This window comes from Helicobacter cinaedi CCUG 18818 = ATCC BAA-847, assembly GCF_000155475.1.
In the GTDB taxonomy this organism is placed as follows: domain Bacteria; phylum Campylobacterota; class Campylobacteria; order Campylobacterales; family Helicobacteraceae; genus Helicobacter_C; species Helicobacter_C cinaedi.
The window spans coordinates 236,120-253,177 of the sequence record NZ_DS990391.1; the positions used below are offsets into that span (position 1 = coordinate 236,120).

Consider the following 17,058-nt stretch of genomic DNA (forward strand, 5'->3'; position numbering starts at 1 on the left):
AATGAAACAAGAAAAAGAAGTCCGCCTTGATTTTTTAGCCAACTTCCCACAAAATCACAAAGCAAATACCTTGCTTCATTCACAAAATGTCCCTAATCCAAACACGCTTGATAGTGCCTATCTTTCACAACTAAGCCAAGATTCTAAAAACCTTGCCTCACTTTTTTCTAAAACCCACGCTCATAGTTTCAACTACACAAGCAGTGATTTTTTCACTCTTTTTTCCATTTTGCAAACACATCATTTTCATATAATCCTTAGTGTCAGTCTCCACCAGCAAAGCCTTTATGCCGCGAAAGTCAGCAAAGGCATTAAGCTTATCTCCCCAAACCAACAAGGCGTTATACAGAGCATTCCGCCACTGCCAAATGAAAGGAATCTTGCTTTTTTCCTGCCCTTTGTCAATCAAGATATTTTGACTACAAATCCCATTGAATCCTTGCTTGAAACGATTTTGCACACTTATCCAAATGCGTTTATTTTCCTTGATATTTCACTCCTTGCAAGTGTGCTAGATTCTACACAGCTCAAGCGTTTAAGCACACTTAGCCACCCGCAGATTCTATTCTTATGCAATGCTGAAAGCATAGGTTTATCCCGCCCTAGTGGATTTATTTTAAGTGATTTTAATACGCTAGAAAATAATCATATTTTAGATGAGTTTTTTCAGCTCCAGCTCCTGCGTCCTAATCTCTACAAAGCCGCATATATCGCCCTGCAAGATATACTCCAAAGCCTAAAGCCCAAAGATAGCAAAAACGAGTTTTACACAAAGCTTAAAAATCTTTTAGGTAAAAATCTCTCCCTTTTTGCCCCATTAGAATCCACCCTGCCAAATGCCCTGCCCTTAAGATTTTCTCATATCAAAGCAAGGCTTCTCTTACAGGCTTTGAGTGTGGAGGGCATTTTTGCCATTAATGGACAGGATTGCTTATTTGGTAATGCAAAACCATCTTTTGTGCTTGCTTCTCAAGGCTATGATGAGCCAAGCACACGAGAGCTTTTAAGCATAAGCTATAATGATGAAATAAAGCTAGATTCTATTACGCAACGCCTAAGCAATGCGTATTTGCAGCTTACACAATTTTGAATCCCACATCATTTAAAAAGGAGTAAAAATGATAAGTTTCACTCAAGCCCTAAAGCTTGGCACTACCCTACCACGCACAAATTGCACACATAAAATCAAGCTTTTTAACGCTCACAACACCATTTTAAGTCAAGATATTTTCGCTTCTAGGGCGATTCCAGCGTTTGATAACTCCGCAATGGACGGCTATGCGATTTTACTGCAAGATTATGATAAAACTTGTATCAATCGCGGTAAGATTCTAGCCGGGGATAATAGCACGCATATCACGCTGACACAAGGGGAAACCTACAAAGTGATGACAGGCTCAATGCTCCCGCAAAATACCCAAGCGGTTATCCAAATAGAAATGGCACAAGAGCAACAAGGCAAAGTCAGCTTCCCTAGCCTTAAACAGCCCTTGCATCAAGGGCTAAATATCCGCTACAAAGGCGAAGAGATACAAGCAGATTCACTTCTTTTACGCAAGGGAAAAAGGCTTAATCACCTTGATTTAAGCATCCTTGCTTCACAGGGTATAAGCGAAATAGAAAGCTTTGTGCCGCTCAAAATTGGAATCTTTTCAAGTGGCGATGAAGTCATCGAGCCACACCAACACGCTAAAGCGTATCAAATCTACAACACAAACGCCACAAGCCTTTATACACTTTTAGCTTCTCGTGGCTTTGCGTGTAGCTATCAAGGGATTTTACAAGATGACAAACTTGCTTTGCATAAGAAAATAGAATCTTTTCAAAGCTTTGATGTCGTCATTACAAGCGGTGGGGCGAGTGTAGGCGATGCGGATTTAATTAAACAAGCCTTACTTGAGCTTGGGGCGAAATTTATATTTGATGGAGTAAATGTCAAGCCCGGACGACATCTTGGCTTGGCTACTTTGGGAGATACTATCATTATTTTACTACCGGGTAACCCTTTAGCCCTGCTTTTACATACACATACTTTAATCCTGCCGATTTTAGAATCTTTACAAGGGGGCAGTGCCTTTTATCCAAAAGCTTTTACTTTTGAGCTAGATTCAGATTTAAATCTTAAGGCGAATACCACTTCAGCCCTGCTAGGCATGATAGAATCTTCTCGCTTCCTGCCCTACAACAACGGCAAAATCGGCTCAAGCTCCCTTGCTACAATGTGGAAAAATAATGCCATTGCCCTTTTTGATAATCCTAGCCAAAAACCTATGAGCTACGCAAAGGGCAGTGCGATTAAGGTAATTATGTATAATGCCGATTTTTGTGATATAATGGATTTTTTCAATGATTAAAACCCCAAATTAAAACTTCAAAGGAGTGAATATGACAAAGCTATTGTTTGGAGTGAGCGACACACAAGAATGCAGGAGAGCTATTCAAACTATTATCCGCTTTTTTGGCAATAGAGATGAGATTGAGCTAACACTCTTGCATGTCAATCCTGAAATCATCGTCTATGCGGAAAGTGGGATTGTGGATTATGGCACGATTGAAAATATTGAGAATGAAAAGTCAAATGCAATGCTTGATGAGTTTGAAACGGAGTTTAATAAACAAGGCATTACTTGTCAAAAGATTCTAAAAACCGGTAATCCCGTTGATGTCGTGCTAGAAATCATCAATGAGTATGATTTGCTTGTGATTGGTGCGAGTGAATCTTCGCTTTTGCATAGAATCTTTAACTCTCATCAAAATAGCTTTATTAACTCCTCTCCTATTCCTGTTTTGGTAGCAAAATAAGACAAAATTAAAATAAATCAAAATAAGGTGTAGCTTTATGAAAAGACTCTTTGGGTTTATCCTACTTAGTAGCTCATTTGTAAGCCAACTTTGTGCCTTGGAATTTGGCTCAATGGGCAATACCTCTGCGGCAATGGGTGGAGCAGGGGTAGCACTCAAGCACTCCGCTTGGGGGCTATACTACAATCCTGCCCTTTTAAGCTCTGACCCAAAAGTCAAGCTTGGCTACTCGCTTGGCGTAGGCTTAAGAGAGCAGAATCTTGCCAAACTCACTACCATTGATATAAATAATATGAGTAGCACCGCAGAGCGACTTATAATGACTTTTAGTGACAGTGGCACTAGTGCTGTGATAACAGATGTTATACAAAAAGCTCTTCAAAACACCAATAATGGAAGTGGTGGAGGTGGAGGTAGTGGAGGTGGTGGAAGCAATATACAAAATGATTTAAAAACCTATACAGACAAACATTCCGATGGCAATTATAACGATCTTATCCAAAAAATCTTGAGTGAAGTGCAACAAAATAGCTCACTCTCGACAGATCAAAAAAATTTACTTGGCAATATTGTAGGGAACATTGACTATAAGAATCTTGACTTTAGCAATGGTAGTGGCACCACCGGAGGGACTCAAAATGCCCTGCAAAATATCACCATAAGTAAAGGCGGAGATAAAGGCTTAGATAAAGCCGTAGAAGATATTAGCTCAATGCAGGAGATTCTAAAAGATAATAATCTTAATATTGTTAGCCAAAATGGCGTGATTTTGCAAATCTCAAGTAAAACAATGAATGAAAAGCTAGGCTCTTTGGGCGTGGCGTATTTTGCTTCAGCCTATTCTAGTATGTCTATCAACGCAGATTCTAGTAAAATGCGACTTATCATCAAAGGCGGAAGTGGTTACTATGAGCTTGTAGATAATGGCGGGAGCTTTAGCTTCAAGGTTTCAAGCAGTGATGATTATAGCAAATACTCGCTTATTGCTTCGCTAGAAGGCAATAGTGATGCACATAAGCTTGTTACCACAGCCTTTATGCTCTCTGAAGTGCCAATCGGCTATGCAAGGACATTCTACCTTAAGCACGGCAATTTGAATCTTGGCATAACCGGTAAGCTAATGAATGCTATCAGCACACAAAAGCAGATTAATATCAATAAAAATACAGATTTTCAAAAGGAGCTTACAAGCCTTGCTTCACTTGAAAACACCATTTCATCAAATAATTTTGGCGTAGATGTGGGAATGCTCTATGAGCTTGATTTGCCAGAGTTTCGCTATCTCACTTTTGGGCTTGTGGCTAAGAATCTAAACTCGCCTACTTTTGAATCAAGTCTCAATAATATCACCATCAAGCCGCAATATCGTATGGGGCTAGGCTACAACTCTAAGTTTTTAAATGTCGCTTTTGACGCGGATCTAACTCCAAATGATTTACTTGCTTTTAGCAATGTCAAACAACAAAGCCAAATGATTGGCGGAGGCGTGGGCTTTGATCTTAAGGCTATGGATTTAAGGCTAGGTGCGATGAAAGACTTGCGACAAGATACCGGGCTTATTCTTACAGGTGGGCTAAATGTGCTGGGATTCCTAGATATTGCCTTGCAAGTAAGCACAAAGACTACTAAGCTTGATGGAATACCCATTCCGCAATACATTAACCTCCGCCTAGGCGGCAGCTTTAGCTTCTAAAATGCAAAAGCTCCCCATAAGCGTTACAATTTTAGTCAAAAATACCAAAAGCACTTTTAGCGAGTGCTTATCGGCATTAGCTGATTTTGATGAAGTGATTGTGCTTGATAATGGCAGTGATGATGGCACTCTTGATATTGCCAAAAAATTTGCTAATGTCAAAATCTATCAAAGCGAGTTCATCGGCTTTGGTGCGTTGAAAAATCTCGCCATAAGCTATGCTACACACGATTATATTTTAAGCATAGATTCAGATGAGATTTTAGAATCTAGCACTTTAGAGCAGATACGCACAGCCCTAAGCTCCATACAACCCCACCACATCTATGCTATGCCACGCAAAAATCTCTACAATGGCGAGTGGATAAAGGCGTGTGGGTGGTATCCCGACTATGTATGGCGACTTTTTAATAAAACTTTTACGCGTTTTAATGATAACATCATACACGAAAGCATTATGCTACCTAAAAACGCCAAGCTTATTAAACTTAAAAGTGGATTAAAGCATTATGCCTTTAGGGACATTTCACATTTGCTTGATAAACTTCAGCGTTACTCAAGCCTGTGGGCTAAGCAGCACAGCTTCAAACGCTCAAGTCCGCTAAAAGCTCTTAATCACGGGCTATGGACTTTTATAAGAAACTATTTTTTTAAAAAAGGAATCTTATATGGCTACAAGGGCTTTACCATAAGTGTTTGCAATGGTTTGGGAGCGTTTTTTAAATATCTTAAACTTTATGAGTTAGGGCAAACACCGCCAACCTGCTCCCTTATCATCACCACCTACAATCAAAAAGAGCGATTAGCCCTTGTGCTAGATTCTGTAAAAAATTTAGCCTTTTTGCCAAATGAAGTGCTTATTGCCGATGATGGTAGTCTCAAAGACACAAAAGAGCTGATAGAAACTTATCAAAAAAGCTTCCCTTGCCCCCTTAAACATATTTGGCAAGAAGATGATGGCTTTCGCTTAAGCGAAATACGCAATAAAGCCATCAAAGCAGCAAGTGGAGCGTATATCATCATCATTGATGGCGATATGATTTTACATCCGCATTTTGTGAAAGATCATTTACACTTTGCAAAAAAAGGTGTATTTATACAAGGCTCTCGTGTTATCTTAAATGAAAAGAATACACAAGAAGTTATGGATTCTCTCTCCTATCATCTAGCTTTTAAATATGGCGATATAAAAGCTAAAAAAATCCCGCTCCTAGCTAAAATGATTTGTGCAACTTCCACTATCAAAGCATCATATTTTGATAAAAGAGATTTTATCAAAGGCATTCGTGGGTGCAATATGGGCTTTTATAAAGCTGATTGTGTGGCTATCAATGGATTTAGCGAAGAATTTATCGGCTGGGGCAGGGAAGATTCCGAATTTGTGGCGAGATTTTTATTTAATGGTGGAGAGATGAGACGATTAAAGTTTAGTGGCATTGCCTATCATCTCTATCATAAGGAAAACACCCGCTCAATGCTAGAATCTAACCACGCTATCTACCTGCGAACAATCCAAAACAAAAGCACATTTTGCCAAAAAGGGCTAAAAAGCTAGAATCTACAATAAAGATTCTAAACTTTTAGCAGCCTTGGCAACGCTAAAATATTGTGAATGCTCTAAGGCTTTAGCTTCAAGCTCATTTCTCCTTGTTTCTTGGCTATAAATTTCTTGCATATTTTGAGCTAAAGATAAAGCATCACCACTGACAAAAAATGCTCCACAATCGCCCAAAACTTCATTATGTAAAATTTCCTTGCTTGTGGGTATCACTAGCAATAATTGCCTTGCCCAGCACACAAGCTTCAGCTAACACAAGACCATATCCTTCATAATATGACGCCAACACCATACAATCACACATTTTTATGTAAGGGTAAGGATTCTCACAAAAGCCTAAAAACTTCACATTTTTAACCCCCTGTGCTTCTATCATGGAATCTAGCTCTTTTTTATACCGCTCCCCTTCGCCTAAAAGCCATAACTCATACTCTAACCCCTTATCTTGCAATACCTTGTTAGCCTGAAGTAATACATCTAAACCTTTTTGGTGCGTTAGTCTGCCTACTTGCAAAAATGTGAATCTTTGCTTGACTTGAGAGAGTGGAGCTTGGGATTTTTGCAAGATTAAATCCTTATCAACAGGATTATGAATAACCTCTATATGCTTATGTGCTAGCTCCGGATAAAGCTCTAGAAGTGATTGCTTCACATAGTGTGAAACACAGATAATGCTATCAAGCTCTAAATACGCCTTCGTCTCACGCTCATCGCGTTTGTTATTGCGGATTTCTTTCAAAGAAATATGAATGTAGCCTATCTTTTTGCCCCCTTGTTTTTGGGAAATATATATCGTGCTAATCCCCTCTAAAAAGCCAATATTAACATCATATTGCTCTTTAATAAAATAATTAATCAATTTTGGATTCTTCAAAACGCGTCTTTTCCAAAACTTATTTAAAAACCGCACCTTGCCAAAAATATGTGGAAAGCTAAAAACCTTATGGAGATTCTTTTCGCACCATTGCAAATACACATCTTGTTTTTTCTTTTCAATAAGGAATAAATCTATATCTGTTTTAGGATTTATACCCCCCCCCCTCGCTTTGTTTTTGCCAATAGCTCAAAAAATCAATCAAAACGCGTCAGCCCCACCACCACCAATGCCTAGGTTACAAATAAGTATTTTCATCGCTTCTCCTTGTAATTTTGACTAGATTTTGACTAGATTATAATTGTTCGTTTCTAAATTCTCCATTATTTAAAGTAGTTTTTCACAAGCTCCTTATCATAATCTTTGCGATATTCATCATTTCCTACAACCCTTGGACGCGTTTGCAAAAACTCGTTATCACTCAAAATACTCCGCTTTTTATCATAGTCTTTTATCTCAATGCCTAACATATCTAAAACACTATGCAACAAATCATCATTCATATAGCGTTGATTTTGTGCTTTTTGCAATCGCTTATAAAGCTCTGGGTGCTTATCAATAAACGCATCGCTTACATAAATAATAAATGGAATCTCCACTATAAAACGCGACATTTTGGAATTACTATGTCCAGCAAAATCTCCATTCTCATACACCTCTTCTCCGTGATCGCTAAAATACAGCACTAAAGAATCTGAATATTCAAAGCGTTTAATAATCTCTCGTAGCACAAAATCCCCATACAAAACACTATTAAGATAAGCAGCCATTTTATTTTTATCGCCAAAATCCTGCCCTATATCCTTTGGACTAAAAATATCAAACTCCTTTGGATAGCGACTTTCATATCGATCGTGGCTCCCCATAAGATGCAGGGCAAAAAACCGCAAAGGCTCATTGTGGGATTTAGAATCCACCAAACTAAATTGTTGAGATTCTAACGGGGGGGGGGGCAATACATTGTATTGCTTAAGATAAGTATCAAGCACTCCTAGTAGCTCCTCATCAAACCTTGTTAAATCAAAACTATCGCCACAATTTAAGTATTTCACCTCATCCGCCCTATTTAAAATTGTCGCTACACCATTGCCAAAAAAGCTCACTGCCTCTTGATTTGAAATAATCGTGGTATGATAACCCCCAAGACGCATAGCATCAATGAGATTTAAATGCTCATACCATTGCGAATTTTGAGCATTTTCCTGATTTGCAAAGGTTAGCACTTGCGTGAGACTTTCATAGGTTGAGCCTTGAGATGAAATCACATCATTAAAAGCAAATAGATTCTGTGGTTTTTGCTGCTTCAAACTCCATAAAAGCGGGGTAGTCGGCAGCTCATAACCATACAAGCTCATTTTGCCCCTTTGTGTGCTTTCCCCAATGACAAGCACAACATTTGCAATCTTTTCCTTGCTAGGTTTTACTTCAAATCCTTTGGCAAACTCATCAAAATGTGTTTGCAATCTTTTATACTCCTGCATAAATGCAAGGGCGTATTTGAGCGATTTTGACAAAGAAGTATAGCTATGATACAGCACATCACTAAACCGCAAAGACGGGCTTGAAGGACGCACACTCACAATATGTAGCACCATAACAAGAAGAAGTAACAACACATACACAACTTTTAGCTTCAATGTATTGTTTCTCACGCATTTTGGCACTTGAATCTTAAAACACAGCCAAATACCTAAACCAAAAAGTCCATACATTCCAAGCAATTTCATATCTATGTATGTATGTAAAAATTCAAAACTCTCTCGCATATTGCTTTCAAGGGCAATGCTAATCACATAAGAGTTTAAAAGAGTAGAGAAGTTATAAAAGCAAAAAATTTCAGCCATCATACACAAAACACTAAGAGCCACCACCACAAAAAGCAATAGATTCTGTAAAGACTTCCATTTCAGCATATAAATAATGCCAAACAACGCACCATAGCTGACAATAAACATCATCTCTCTATACGAAAAAGTCAAAAAATAATACATATCAAAATGCGTATGCAAAATAGTCTGCTGAGACATCACAATAAGCAGAGTGTTCATAAGCCACAAAAGCACAAAAGTGCGGAAAAATCGTGTATCACTCATTCTTGTTCCTTTGTTTTTGTAGAATCTGCCCCTATACGCTCATCGCTTTTGCACAATCCCTGCTGATAGTAGCTTTTTTGAGCTTTCAGCTCTTTGTCATAATCTTTTATACTTTTTTTCTCACCAACAAGGCGGATTCTGTTTTTGAGTAAAGTTGTGTCATTACTTATTAAACTCTGCTTGGATTCAAAGCCCTGCATTGTAATCCCTGCAATATCAAGCAAAGTATGGATTAAATCATCATTCATATAGCGTTGATTTTGTGCTTTTTGCAATCGCTTATAAAGCTCTGGGTGCTTGTCAATAAATACATCACTTACATACATAATAAATGGAATCTCCACTATAAAACGCGACATTTTGCTATCGCTATGCCCTATAAAATTCCGCCAATCATAAATCTCTTCTCCGTGATCGCTAAAATACAGCACTAAAGAATCCGAATCTTTAAACCGCTCTATAATCTCATTTAGCACAAAATCCCCATACAGCACACTATTATCATAGTGCATATTTTCTTCCACGCTTGTGGTGGCTAGATTCTCCACATCATTAACACGACAAAGCATATCTTCAGTGCTAAGTTTTGCAAAGCTACTTGGATAGCGGTTGTAATACTTCGCGTGATTGCCCATAAGGTGCAGAGCGTAGAATGTCGGCTTAGAATCTTTAGAATCTGCTATGTTTTGTGGCTCTTGTGGTAGATTCTCGCTTGAGCTTGTAGGCTTAGAATCTACATCGCTAAAATCCTCTTGTAAATCGCCCTGTTCCACGCCTACGCCTAGCTCCTCATCTAAAATATCTAAAATTGCTTCATCAAACTTTGTGGTGCTCATCTTGTCATTGACATTGACAAAATGTGCTTCATCAGCACGCTTAAGAATAGTCGCTGCGGCATTACCAAAAAGGCTAATAGGCTCTTGATTAGAAATAGCAATGGTGTGATAGCCCCCAAGCTTAAAAGAATCAATGACATTCATATACTCATACCACGACTTTTGAATCTCGCTGGGCTTGGTGGATTTTGCCTTTTGCTTGGACTTTATCGTCTCTATACCTTGCGTGTTATCTTGATTAGCAAAGGTGAGACTTAAGCTTAAAGATTCGTGGGTTTGCCCGTGAGAAGCGATAACATCGCTAAAAACAAGTAGATTCTTAGGATTATTTTGTTTGATAGAATCTAGATTCGGCGTGGTGGGAAGCGGATAGCCATAAAGGCTTAAGCGGTCTCTTTGAGTAGATTCACCAATGACAAGCACGATATTTTGGATATTGTTTTTTGCTTTTTTTACCTGAAGTGTGGTGGATAGCTCATCAAACTTACTATTTAGCCGCTCATATTCTTTCATAAAGCCATAAGTGCCTTCAATCGCACGATAGAACTGCTTTGTGTAATTATAAAGCATATCGCTCCAATCTTCATTTAGAGGCTTAGTGTGAGTGAAAATCATAGTAAGCACAATACACACACTCACAACAAACCACATATACACAAACCACATACATTTCTTAAGCTTAATGGAAGGCTGCAAAAGTGGAATCTTAGCCCACATCAACACAGCAATGATAAGAAAAAGGGCATATACGCCAATCAAACCAAAATTCACATAATTATGCAAAAACTCCGCACTCTCTTGTGGATTTGTCTCTAGAGCTACGATGACAAGGTAGGAGTTAAGATTCGTATCAAAAGTGTAGAGCAAAAATATATCTACCACAAAACAAATAATGCTTATGCCAAAGATAGCCCACGCCACATACACGCCAAAAGGCAAGAGTGAAAGAATCCAAAATACGCCAAAGTAGCTCACACACAGCAACAACTCGCGGTAGAAAAATGAGCTAAACCAATACAAGTCCCAATGCTTGGTATAGACAAAATATTGTGAGCCAAAAAGAATAATGGTGTTTAAAAAAATAAGTAAAATAAAAATCTTAAAAAGCACAGGGTGGGTGAAAAGCTTCATTGATATGTCCTGCTTTGATGAAAATATAATGAGATTCTGTTAGAGCATTCTAACTAAAAAGGGCAAGGCTTAAATTAACATCGCTTTTGTTAAGTCATTTAATATAGTAAGGGAGTTTAATAAGGTGAAATTGAAAAATGTTTTAGAAGTATTGTGTGAAGTCTCTTAAACCTCCAAAGCTTAAAGCCTTGAAAGTTTAAGAATCTTACTAGAATCTTAGAGTTTTGACTCGTAGCGTCTTAACATATATAGACGCTTAAGCATTTTTTTCTTAGCGTTAATTTTTTGCTTTTTGCGTTTTTCAGTCTTAGATTCAAAGAATCGTCTCGCCCTTAGCTCCGTTACAACAAGGTTACGATCAGTTTGTTTTTTGAACTTTCTGTACGCTTCTTCAAAAGATTCGCTTTCTTTCACTTTAATACCCGGCATAAGCTCACCCACTTTCTTGTAAAATTTGAAAGCGATATTATAAGGAAAATTTATTTAAAAATGCTTAAATCTGCATTATATAAAGTGAGTTTTAAGGATTTTTAGCTAGAATGCCGACTTTACTTTTGTGCTCGTAGCTCAGCTGAATAGAGCAACAGGTTGCGGTCCTGTAGGTCGGGGGTTTGAATCCCTCCGAGCACGCCATTTGTAACTTTTCAGCAACATCAATTTTTCAGTAAAAGGTTTCATATTATGAAATTTCTAGCACAATATATCTATCAACTTCTCTTACACACAAATAACGGAATCTTAGAAAAATTCTTACTCTTAGCAAGAAAGCTTATCCTTAAAATTTCAAATCCTATCATTACCTTAAGCTACAACAACATCAAACTTGCAATGCCATTTTCCCACACCTTACCACTCAATCAAAAAATATATCCAACATATGATATGCAGCTTCATTCCATAGCTCATCATATCTACACAAAAGATGGCAAACTTAATATGATTGATGTGGGGGCAAATATAGGCGATACAGCCGTTTTGACAAATATGCCAAATGCCTCTTATTTGCTGATAGAGGGCGAAAAAAGTTATGCCAATTTAATCAAAACTAACATTTCTTATAATTTTCACAAAGCAACTATCAGAGATATAAGTATGGGGGGGGGGGCATAACAAGAATCTTCCGCTAAATCCTGCTGAAGCTCTCCCATTATTTATCATCTCTCACACTTTTTTGGGTGATAATGATGAGCAAAGTGCATATACCATTTCCTTGCAAGATGGAAGTGGCAAACTTATTAACGACAAACATAACTACTCTAGCGTTCAAATCCAAACTCTTGATTCTGTTGTGTCAAAGGCAGATTTCTCTCCAAACTTTATAAAAATAGATACTGATGGTTTTGATTTTAAAGTGCTTCGTGGAGCTTTCAAAACTTTAACATATTTTAAGCCCACAATATTTTTTGAATGGGACAAAAATCATCTCCAAGCACAAAATGAAGATTTTCTATCCATATTCCCTAGTCTTAACAAGTTGGGATACGAGCAATTACTCATTTTTGATAATTTTGGCGTGTTACTTTGTGTTTTGCAAAGTGATGATTGCAATAATTTAAAATTACTTATGGACTACACACAAGATTCTAGGCAAAATATTTACTATTATGATATTCTTACCTTTCATAAAGACAGCTCTTTCAAGCTCACAGAGTGGCTTAAAGCCAGAAAAACAGAATCTAAAAATCTCACAGATGTGTGAGAGTGTGAAAACCAAAAAAGTAAGATTCTACACTCACACTTCAATACTTACAAGATATAAATTAGTCCTTTTGATTGCGGAGATAAGTTGGGACTTCAAGGCTTTCATTGTCAAACAAACCAGTATCACCCCCAGAGACCTTTCGTGCAAGACGCAAACTTTGGCGAGACTGCTCCAAACCTTGTTCATCACGCATTTGCGGTTGTGGCTCTGTGCTTACAACTTCTCTTTCAAAGCCCGTGGCAACTACAGTTACCTTGACATAGTCTTTTGCTGCATCTGCAAGTGTGCGTGTCCCAAAAATCACGTGAGCCTTATTATCAACAATAGATTCAATCATATTCATCGCTTCGCCTATCTCAATGAGCGAGTATCCATTCATCTCAAAATTCACAAGCACACCCATCGCACCATTAATAGAAATATTGTCAAGCAATGGAGATTCTATTGCCATACGCACAGCTTCACACGCGGCATTATCACCTATGGCTTCGCCAATACCCATAAGTGCTAAGCCCTTGTGGCTCATCACCGTTTTCACATCGGCAAAATCCACATTGATGTCATTTGGACTATGATGTAATATCACGCCTGAAATCCCATTCACAGCACGAGCCAACACACCATTTACAACTTCAAAACTCTCTTGAACACCATAACTTTTAGGAATGATGGATGAAAGCCTATCATTTGGAATAACAACAATACAATCACTTTCTGCTTTTAAATTACGCAATCCCTCTTCAGCAAGTTCAGCGCGTCTGCCACCCTCCCATTTAAAAGGCTTAGTTACAACAGAAATAGTTAATGCCCCAACTTCTCTTGCTGCTTTAGCTACAACGGGAGCTGCCCCTGTGCCTGTGCCACCGCCAAGACCCGCAGAGATAAATACAATATCCGAGCCACTTAGCACAGCTTTTAACTCTTCATAAGTCTCTAGTGCCGCCTTTTCGCCTATATCTGGCTGCATACCCGCACCTAAGCCCTTTGTAAGTTTCTCGCCAAGTTTCATTTTGATATTTGCACTTGTAGTTTCTAAATGCTGAATATCTGTATTTGTCGCTATAAGTTTGATAGATTTGTGCGGACTTGTCCCCACAAGATGATTAATCATATTTGAGCCACCGCCACCAACGCCAACAGCGGTAATAACCGCACCTTCCTGTCTCACTTCCTGAATGTCTATTTCAATATTTTCCATTGTTACTCCCTTAAAATAGTTGGCTAACCCACTTGTAGAATCTCATAAAGATGTTATCGTGCTTATCCTCCTGTGTGGTTTTAATCCCAGATAAATCACCTGTGTTTTGAGTGATTTTCAAGCTACCCAAATCCACTTGTGAAGCGTCTTTGGACAGCCCAATACTACCTACATCATTGTTTTCTATAACACTACTTCTTTTATAGAGAATCTTTTTATCAAAATCCATCTCATAGTTTGTGTGTTGCCCCGCTCCGTGTAAAACTAAGCCAACCGCAGTGGCACTCTGCGTACCTTTTAACCCATCAAAAAGCCCGCCCACAGACATAGGCTTAGAGATTCTCACCGGCTTTCTAAAAAAGATACTTGAAGCAAACTCCTGCATTCCATCAAGATTTGCCATACCGCCAGTAAGTGTAATACCCGCACCGATATTATCTTTTAATCCACTCTGTTCAATGCTTTTTGCTAAAAGTTGTAAAGTCTCCTCCACTCGTGCAGATATAACTGCGTGGACAATTTCTAAGCTTACATTCGTTGTTGCATTCTCACCTGCCATTACAGGCACTTTTATGGACTTTTCCTTATCCTCATCTGTAAGAATGAGTTTTCCATATTCGGTTTTAATCTGCTCTGCCGTACTCGGGTGAGCGTTAAGAGCAGTAGCCAAATCAATCGTAATATTATGCGAACCAACGCTTAGAAAATCACTATAACGCATAGAATATCCGCTATAAATCATTAAATCACAAGTCTGCCCACCCATATCAATACACGCTACACCAAGCTCTTTTTCTTCATTGCTTAGCACTGCAATAGATGACGCATACGCACTTAGCACAATATTTTCAATCTCCACGCCACTTTCACGCACGGCTCGTTTAAGATTCTCAAGTGCTGTTTTCTTAGCCGTTACAATATGCACAAACGCTTCCAACCTTGAGGCACTCATACCCATAGGATCTTCAGCGTAGTTTTGATCATCTAATCTAAACTCATAGGGCAATGCGTGGATAAGCGTGTGATCTTCTGGAATCACAGCATTATAAATAGCTGTTTGCATTACGCGATTAATCTCTTTTAGTCCAATCTCACTATTTGGCACATTGACAACTGCGGATTCTCTAATGCTTTTGGTATAAGCACCTGAAAGAGAGATGATAGCCTTATCTACCCTTTCCCCCGATACCCTAGCAGCGTCATTAACCGCACTTCTTATAGCACGTGAAGCAAGCTCAATATTTGTAACCGAACCCTTTTTAATCCCATCAGCCTTATGAATCCCTGTGCCTATGATATAAGGTGAGCCATCGTCTTTCACCTCAGCAACAATCGCACAAATCTCACTAGAACCAATGTCAATACCCAATATAATCCGACTCACCCTAGCCCTCACTTACTCACATCAATATAAATAGTTGTCTTATAAGTCTCATTCAAATACTCCGCCAACGCATCAAGCACTGCTTCAGACTTCATACTCTTAAATGCCATTGCATCGCCTTGTTTCGCATTCAAAACAGACTGCTCTACTATACGATACAGCACAGCCTTATCTTCAAGCATTACATAACCCTCTTTTTGCTTAGAAGAAAATAAATGCGAGAGAAAACTCATCTTCTGTCCATCATCAAGTGTGAGTATCGCACCATTATAGAATCTATCCACAAACCCAATATCTGTGCCTTGAAAATTTTTTACCCTTTCTTTAGCAAGGGCTAAGAGCTTTTCCCTTTTCTTACTGCTTTCAAAAAGCACTTTTGCTTCAGCCTTTGCCTCTTCAAAGCTTTTTTGCACACTTGGCTTCTTATCAAGAATCCTAAGCGTTACAAAGCCTTTATCAACCTCAATAGGCTTTAGCACCTGCCCCACTTGTGCTACCTTCATATCTTCAATAACCAAATCCACTCCATTTTTCACAAAAAACCGCTCATTCTCTTTTAGACTTAGAATCTCGCCCTTTTTACTTTTATTTTTCAAATCACGATACTCACGCTTTGCCACACTCTCAGCCTGAATCTTTTGCACATCTTTAATAAGCTTTTCCTTACTCTCTTCAAAACTTAGCAAATTCCCATTCTCATCTAAATAATCACTCTTAAAATCCTGATAATGCTTTGTCAAATCCTCATCTGTGGGATTCTGCGAAGCAAAAGGCACTAAAATATACTCTATTTTAAACTCCATAGGGCTTTTCCAATTTTCCGCATTTTTTTCCCAAAATGCCTTTAGCTCATCATCTTCAATTTCAATATTCACCTTATCCATAGGCAGAATCTCCACCCTTAGCCTATCTCTCACCGCATTTGCCATCTCTAATGCCGCCATCTCGCTTGATGAAATAGGCAGCATAGGACCTACTTGAGTGATGTTCATAACGCTAAAAAGCTTTTGGGTAGTTAGAATCTTACGGACCATCTCTTCAAACTCACTCGGACTCATACCCTGCTCTTTCAAAGCCTTGCGATACACTTCTTGGCTAAACTCACCCTTATCATCTACATACACTTTTGCATTGACTATCTCTTCACCTACTTCCTTATCACTTACAACAAGCCCTAAATCATTGGCGAGATTGAGAATCTGAACTTGCTGAATAAGCCTTTGTAATGCCATCTGTGGTATGCCAAACTGCTTTGCTTGAGCTTCATCTAGCATTCCGCCAAATTGCGAGATTTGACTAAACTCATTTAGAATCCTTGCATACTCTCTTTGAAACTCCGCAAGATGTATATCAATATCTCCAACACGAGCAACCTTATCATTACTTGATCCAAAGCCATAAGAACCCCAATTCACCATTCCAGCACCAATAAACGCAATGGCACTAACCCAAATAGTAACAATAAGCCATTTCTTATGCTTCTGCATCCAAGTAATCATTAATCTAGTAACCTTTTTTGTAGTAAAAATCTAAGTGAGTGTTTTAAAAATGCCTATTGTAGCACAAAACTTGCTAAAAATATGCTAAATAAGCTTAATTTTATCAAATTTTTCCCTAAATCAGCCGATTTGTGGGAATTTTCTCTCAAGATATTCCATCTATCTGCTTTATCAAACCCTTAACTCAACATCATTAAATAATAAAAGCATATCTCAAGCCTAACATTAATGGAATTTTATGGATTTTATTCTCATATTTTGTAGCATTTAAGAAAAAGAAGAAAAACG

General features: G+C 38.4%; 14 protein-coding genes, 1 tRNA gene and 1 pseudogene. 8 read left to right on the plus strand and 8 right to left on the minus strand.

What is annotated here, in order from left to right; translation table 11 throughout:
• Window position 1: 1 nt before the first annotated feature.
• Genes HCCG_RS01345 through HCCG_RS01365 form a run of 5 tightly spaced genes read left to right on the plus strand, consistent with a single transcriptional unit; the run spans window position 2 to window position 6,050 of the window.
• Window positions 2-1,090 (plus strand): hypothetical protein, encoded by a 1,089-nt coding sequence (locus HCCG_RS01345; RefSeq protein WP_002955570.1) that lies wholly within the window; start codon window positions 2-4, stop codon window positions 1,088-1,090.
• Window positions 1,091-1,118: 28 nt separating this feature from the next.
• Window positions 1,119-2,354 carry a molybdopterin molybdotransferase MoeA gene (locus tag HCCG_RS01350; protein WP_002955571.1) on the plus strand — a complete coding sequence of 412 codons (1,236 nt, stop codon included), beginning with the start codon at window positions 1,119-1,121 and terminating at the stop codon, window positions 2,352-2,354.
• A gap of 31 nt (window positions 2,355-2,385) precedes the next feature.
• Window positions 2,386-2,802: a universal stress protein gene (locus HCCG_RS01355; protein WP_002955572.1), complete on the plus strand. Its 417-nt coding sequence runs from the start codon at window positions 2,386-2,388 to the stop codon at window positions 2,800-2,802.
• A 37-nt stretch (window positions 2,803-2,839) separates the two neighbouring features.
• Window positions 2,840-4,495 (plus strand): conjugal transfer protein TraF, encoded by a 1,656-nt coding sequence (gene traF, locus HCCG_RS01360; RefSeq protein WP_002955573.1) that lies wholly within the window; start codon window positions 2,840-2,842, stop codon window positions 4,493-4,495.
• Between the two features lies 1 nt (window position 4,496).
• Window positions 4,497-6,050, plus strand: a complete 1,554-nt coding sequence (locus HCCG_RS01365) for a glycosyltransferase family 2 protein (RefSeq protein WP_002955574.1) — start codon at window positions 4,497-4,499, stop codon at window positions 6,048-6,050.
• Between the two features lie 3 nt (window positions 6,051-6,053).
• Here HCCG_RS01365 and HCCG_RS01370 read toward each other — a convergent pair whose 3' ends face one another.
• The 5 genes from HCCG_RS01370 to rpsU all read right to left on the minus strand — a co-directional run bounded on the left by HCCG_RS01370 (window position 6,054) and on the right by rpsU (window position 11,416).
• On the minus strand, window positions 6,054-6,266 hold the full coding sequence (locus tag HCCG_RS01370; protein ID WP_230197882.1) for a hypothetical protein: 213 nt from the start codon (window positions 6,264-6,266) through the stop codon (window positions 6,054-6,056).
• On the minus strand, window positions 6,235-7,029 hold the full coding sequence (locus HCCG_RS01375; RefSeq protein WP_002955576.1) for a glycosyltransferase: 795 nt from the start codon (window positions 7,027-7,029) through the stop codon (window positions 6,235-6,237). Before HCCG_RS01375 ends, HCCG_RS01370 begins: the two co-directional genes overlap by 32 nt.
• A gap of 221 nt (window positions 7,030-7,250) precedes the next feature.
• Complete coding sequence (locus HCCG_RS01380) at window positions 7,251-9,020, minus strand: phosphoethanolamine transferase (protein WP_002955577.1); 1,770 nt, start codon at window positions 9,018-9,020, stop codon at window positions 7,251-7,253.
• Window positions 9,017-10,987, minus strand: a complete 1,971-nt coding sequence (locus HCCG_RS01385; RefSeq protein ID WP_014667227.1) for a phosphoethanolamine transferase — start codon at window positions 10,985-10,987, stop codon at window positions 9,017-9,019. Before HCCG_RS01385 ends, HCCG_RS01380 begins: the two co-directional genes overlap by 4 nt.
• 216 nt (window positions 10,988-11,203) lie before the next feature.
• On the minus strand, window positions 11,204-11,416 hold the full coding sequence (gene rpsU, locus HCCG_RS01390) for a 30S ribosomal protein S21 (RefSeq protein ID WP_002955579.1): 213 nt from the start codon (window positions 11,414-11,416) through the stop codon (window positions 11,204-11,206).
• Between the two features lie 127 nt (window positions 11,417-11,543).
• Between rpsU and HCCG_RS01395 the strand changes: the two genes are divergently transcribed.
• From HCCG_RS01395 to HCCG_RS01405, 3 genes and pseudogenes are all read left to right on the plus strand, one after another.
• Window positions 11,544-11,620, plus strand: a tRNA-Arg gene (locus HCCG_RS01395).
• 48 nt (window positions 11,621-11,668) lie between these two features.
• On the plus strand, window positions 11,669-12,097 hold the full coding sequence (locus tag HCCG_RS01400; protein WP_002955580.1) for a hypothetical protein: 429 nt from the start codon (window positions 11,669-11,671) through the stop codon (window positions 12,095-12,097).
• A 16-nt stretch (window positions 12,098-12,113) separates the two neighbouring features.
• A pseudogene (locus tag HCCG_RS01405) lies at window positions 12,114-12,686 on the plus strand (FkbM family methyltransferase); the annotation flags it as partial.
• Between the two features lie 61 nt (window positions 12,687-12,747).
• On the opposite strand, the gene ftsZ reads toward HCCG_RS01405, so the two are convergent.
• From ftsZ to HCCG_RS01420, 3 genes are read right to left on the minus strand one after another with little or no spacing between them, the layout of a single operon-like run.
• Window positions 12,748-13,887, minus strand: coding sequence for a cell division protein FtsZ (gene ftsZ / locus HCCG_RS01410; RefSeq protein WP_002955582.1), 1,140 nt, complete (start codon window positions 13,885-13,887; stop codon window positions 12,748-12,750).
• A gap of 10 nt (window positions 13,888-13,897) precedes the next feature.
• Window positions 13,898-15,271 (minus strand): cell division protein FtsA, encoded by a 1,374-nt coding sequence (gene ftsA, locus HCCG_RS01415; protein WP_015453786.1) that lies wholly within the window; start codon window positions 15,269-15,271, stop codon window positions 13,898-13,900.
• An 8-nt stretch (window positions 15,272-15,279) separates the two neighbouring features.
• Window positions 15,280-16,770, minus strand: a complete 1,491-nt coding sequence (locus HCCG_RS01420; RefSeq protein ID WP_015453787.1) for a peptidylprolyl isomerase — start codon at window positions 16,768-16,770, stop codon at window positions 15,280-15,282.
• Window positions 16,771-17,058: the final 288 nt, after the last annotated feature.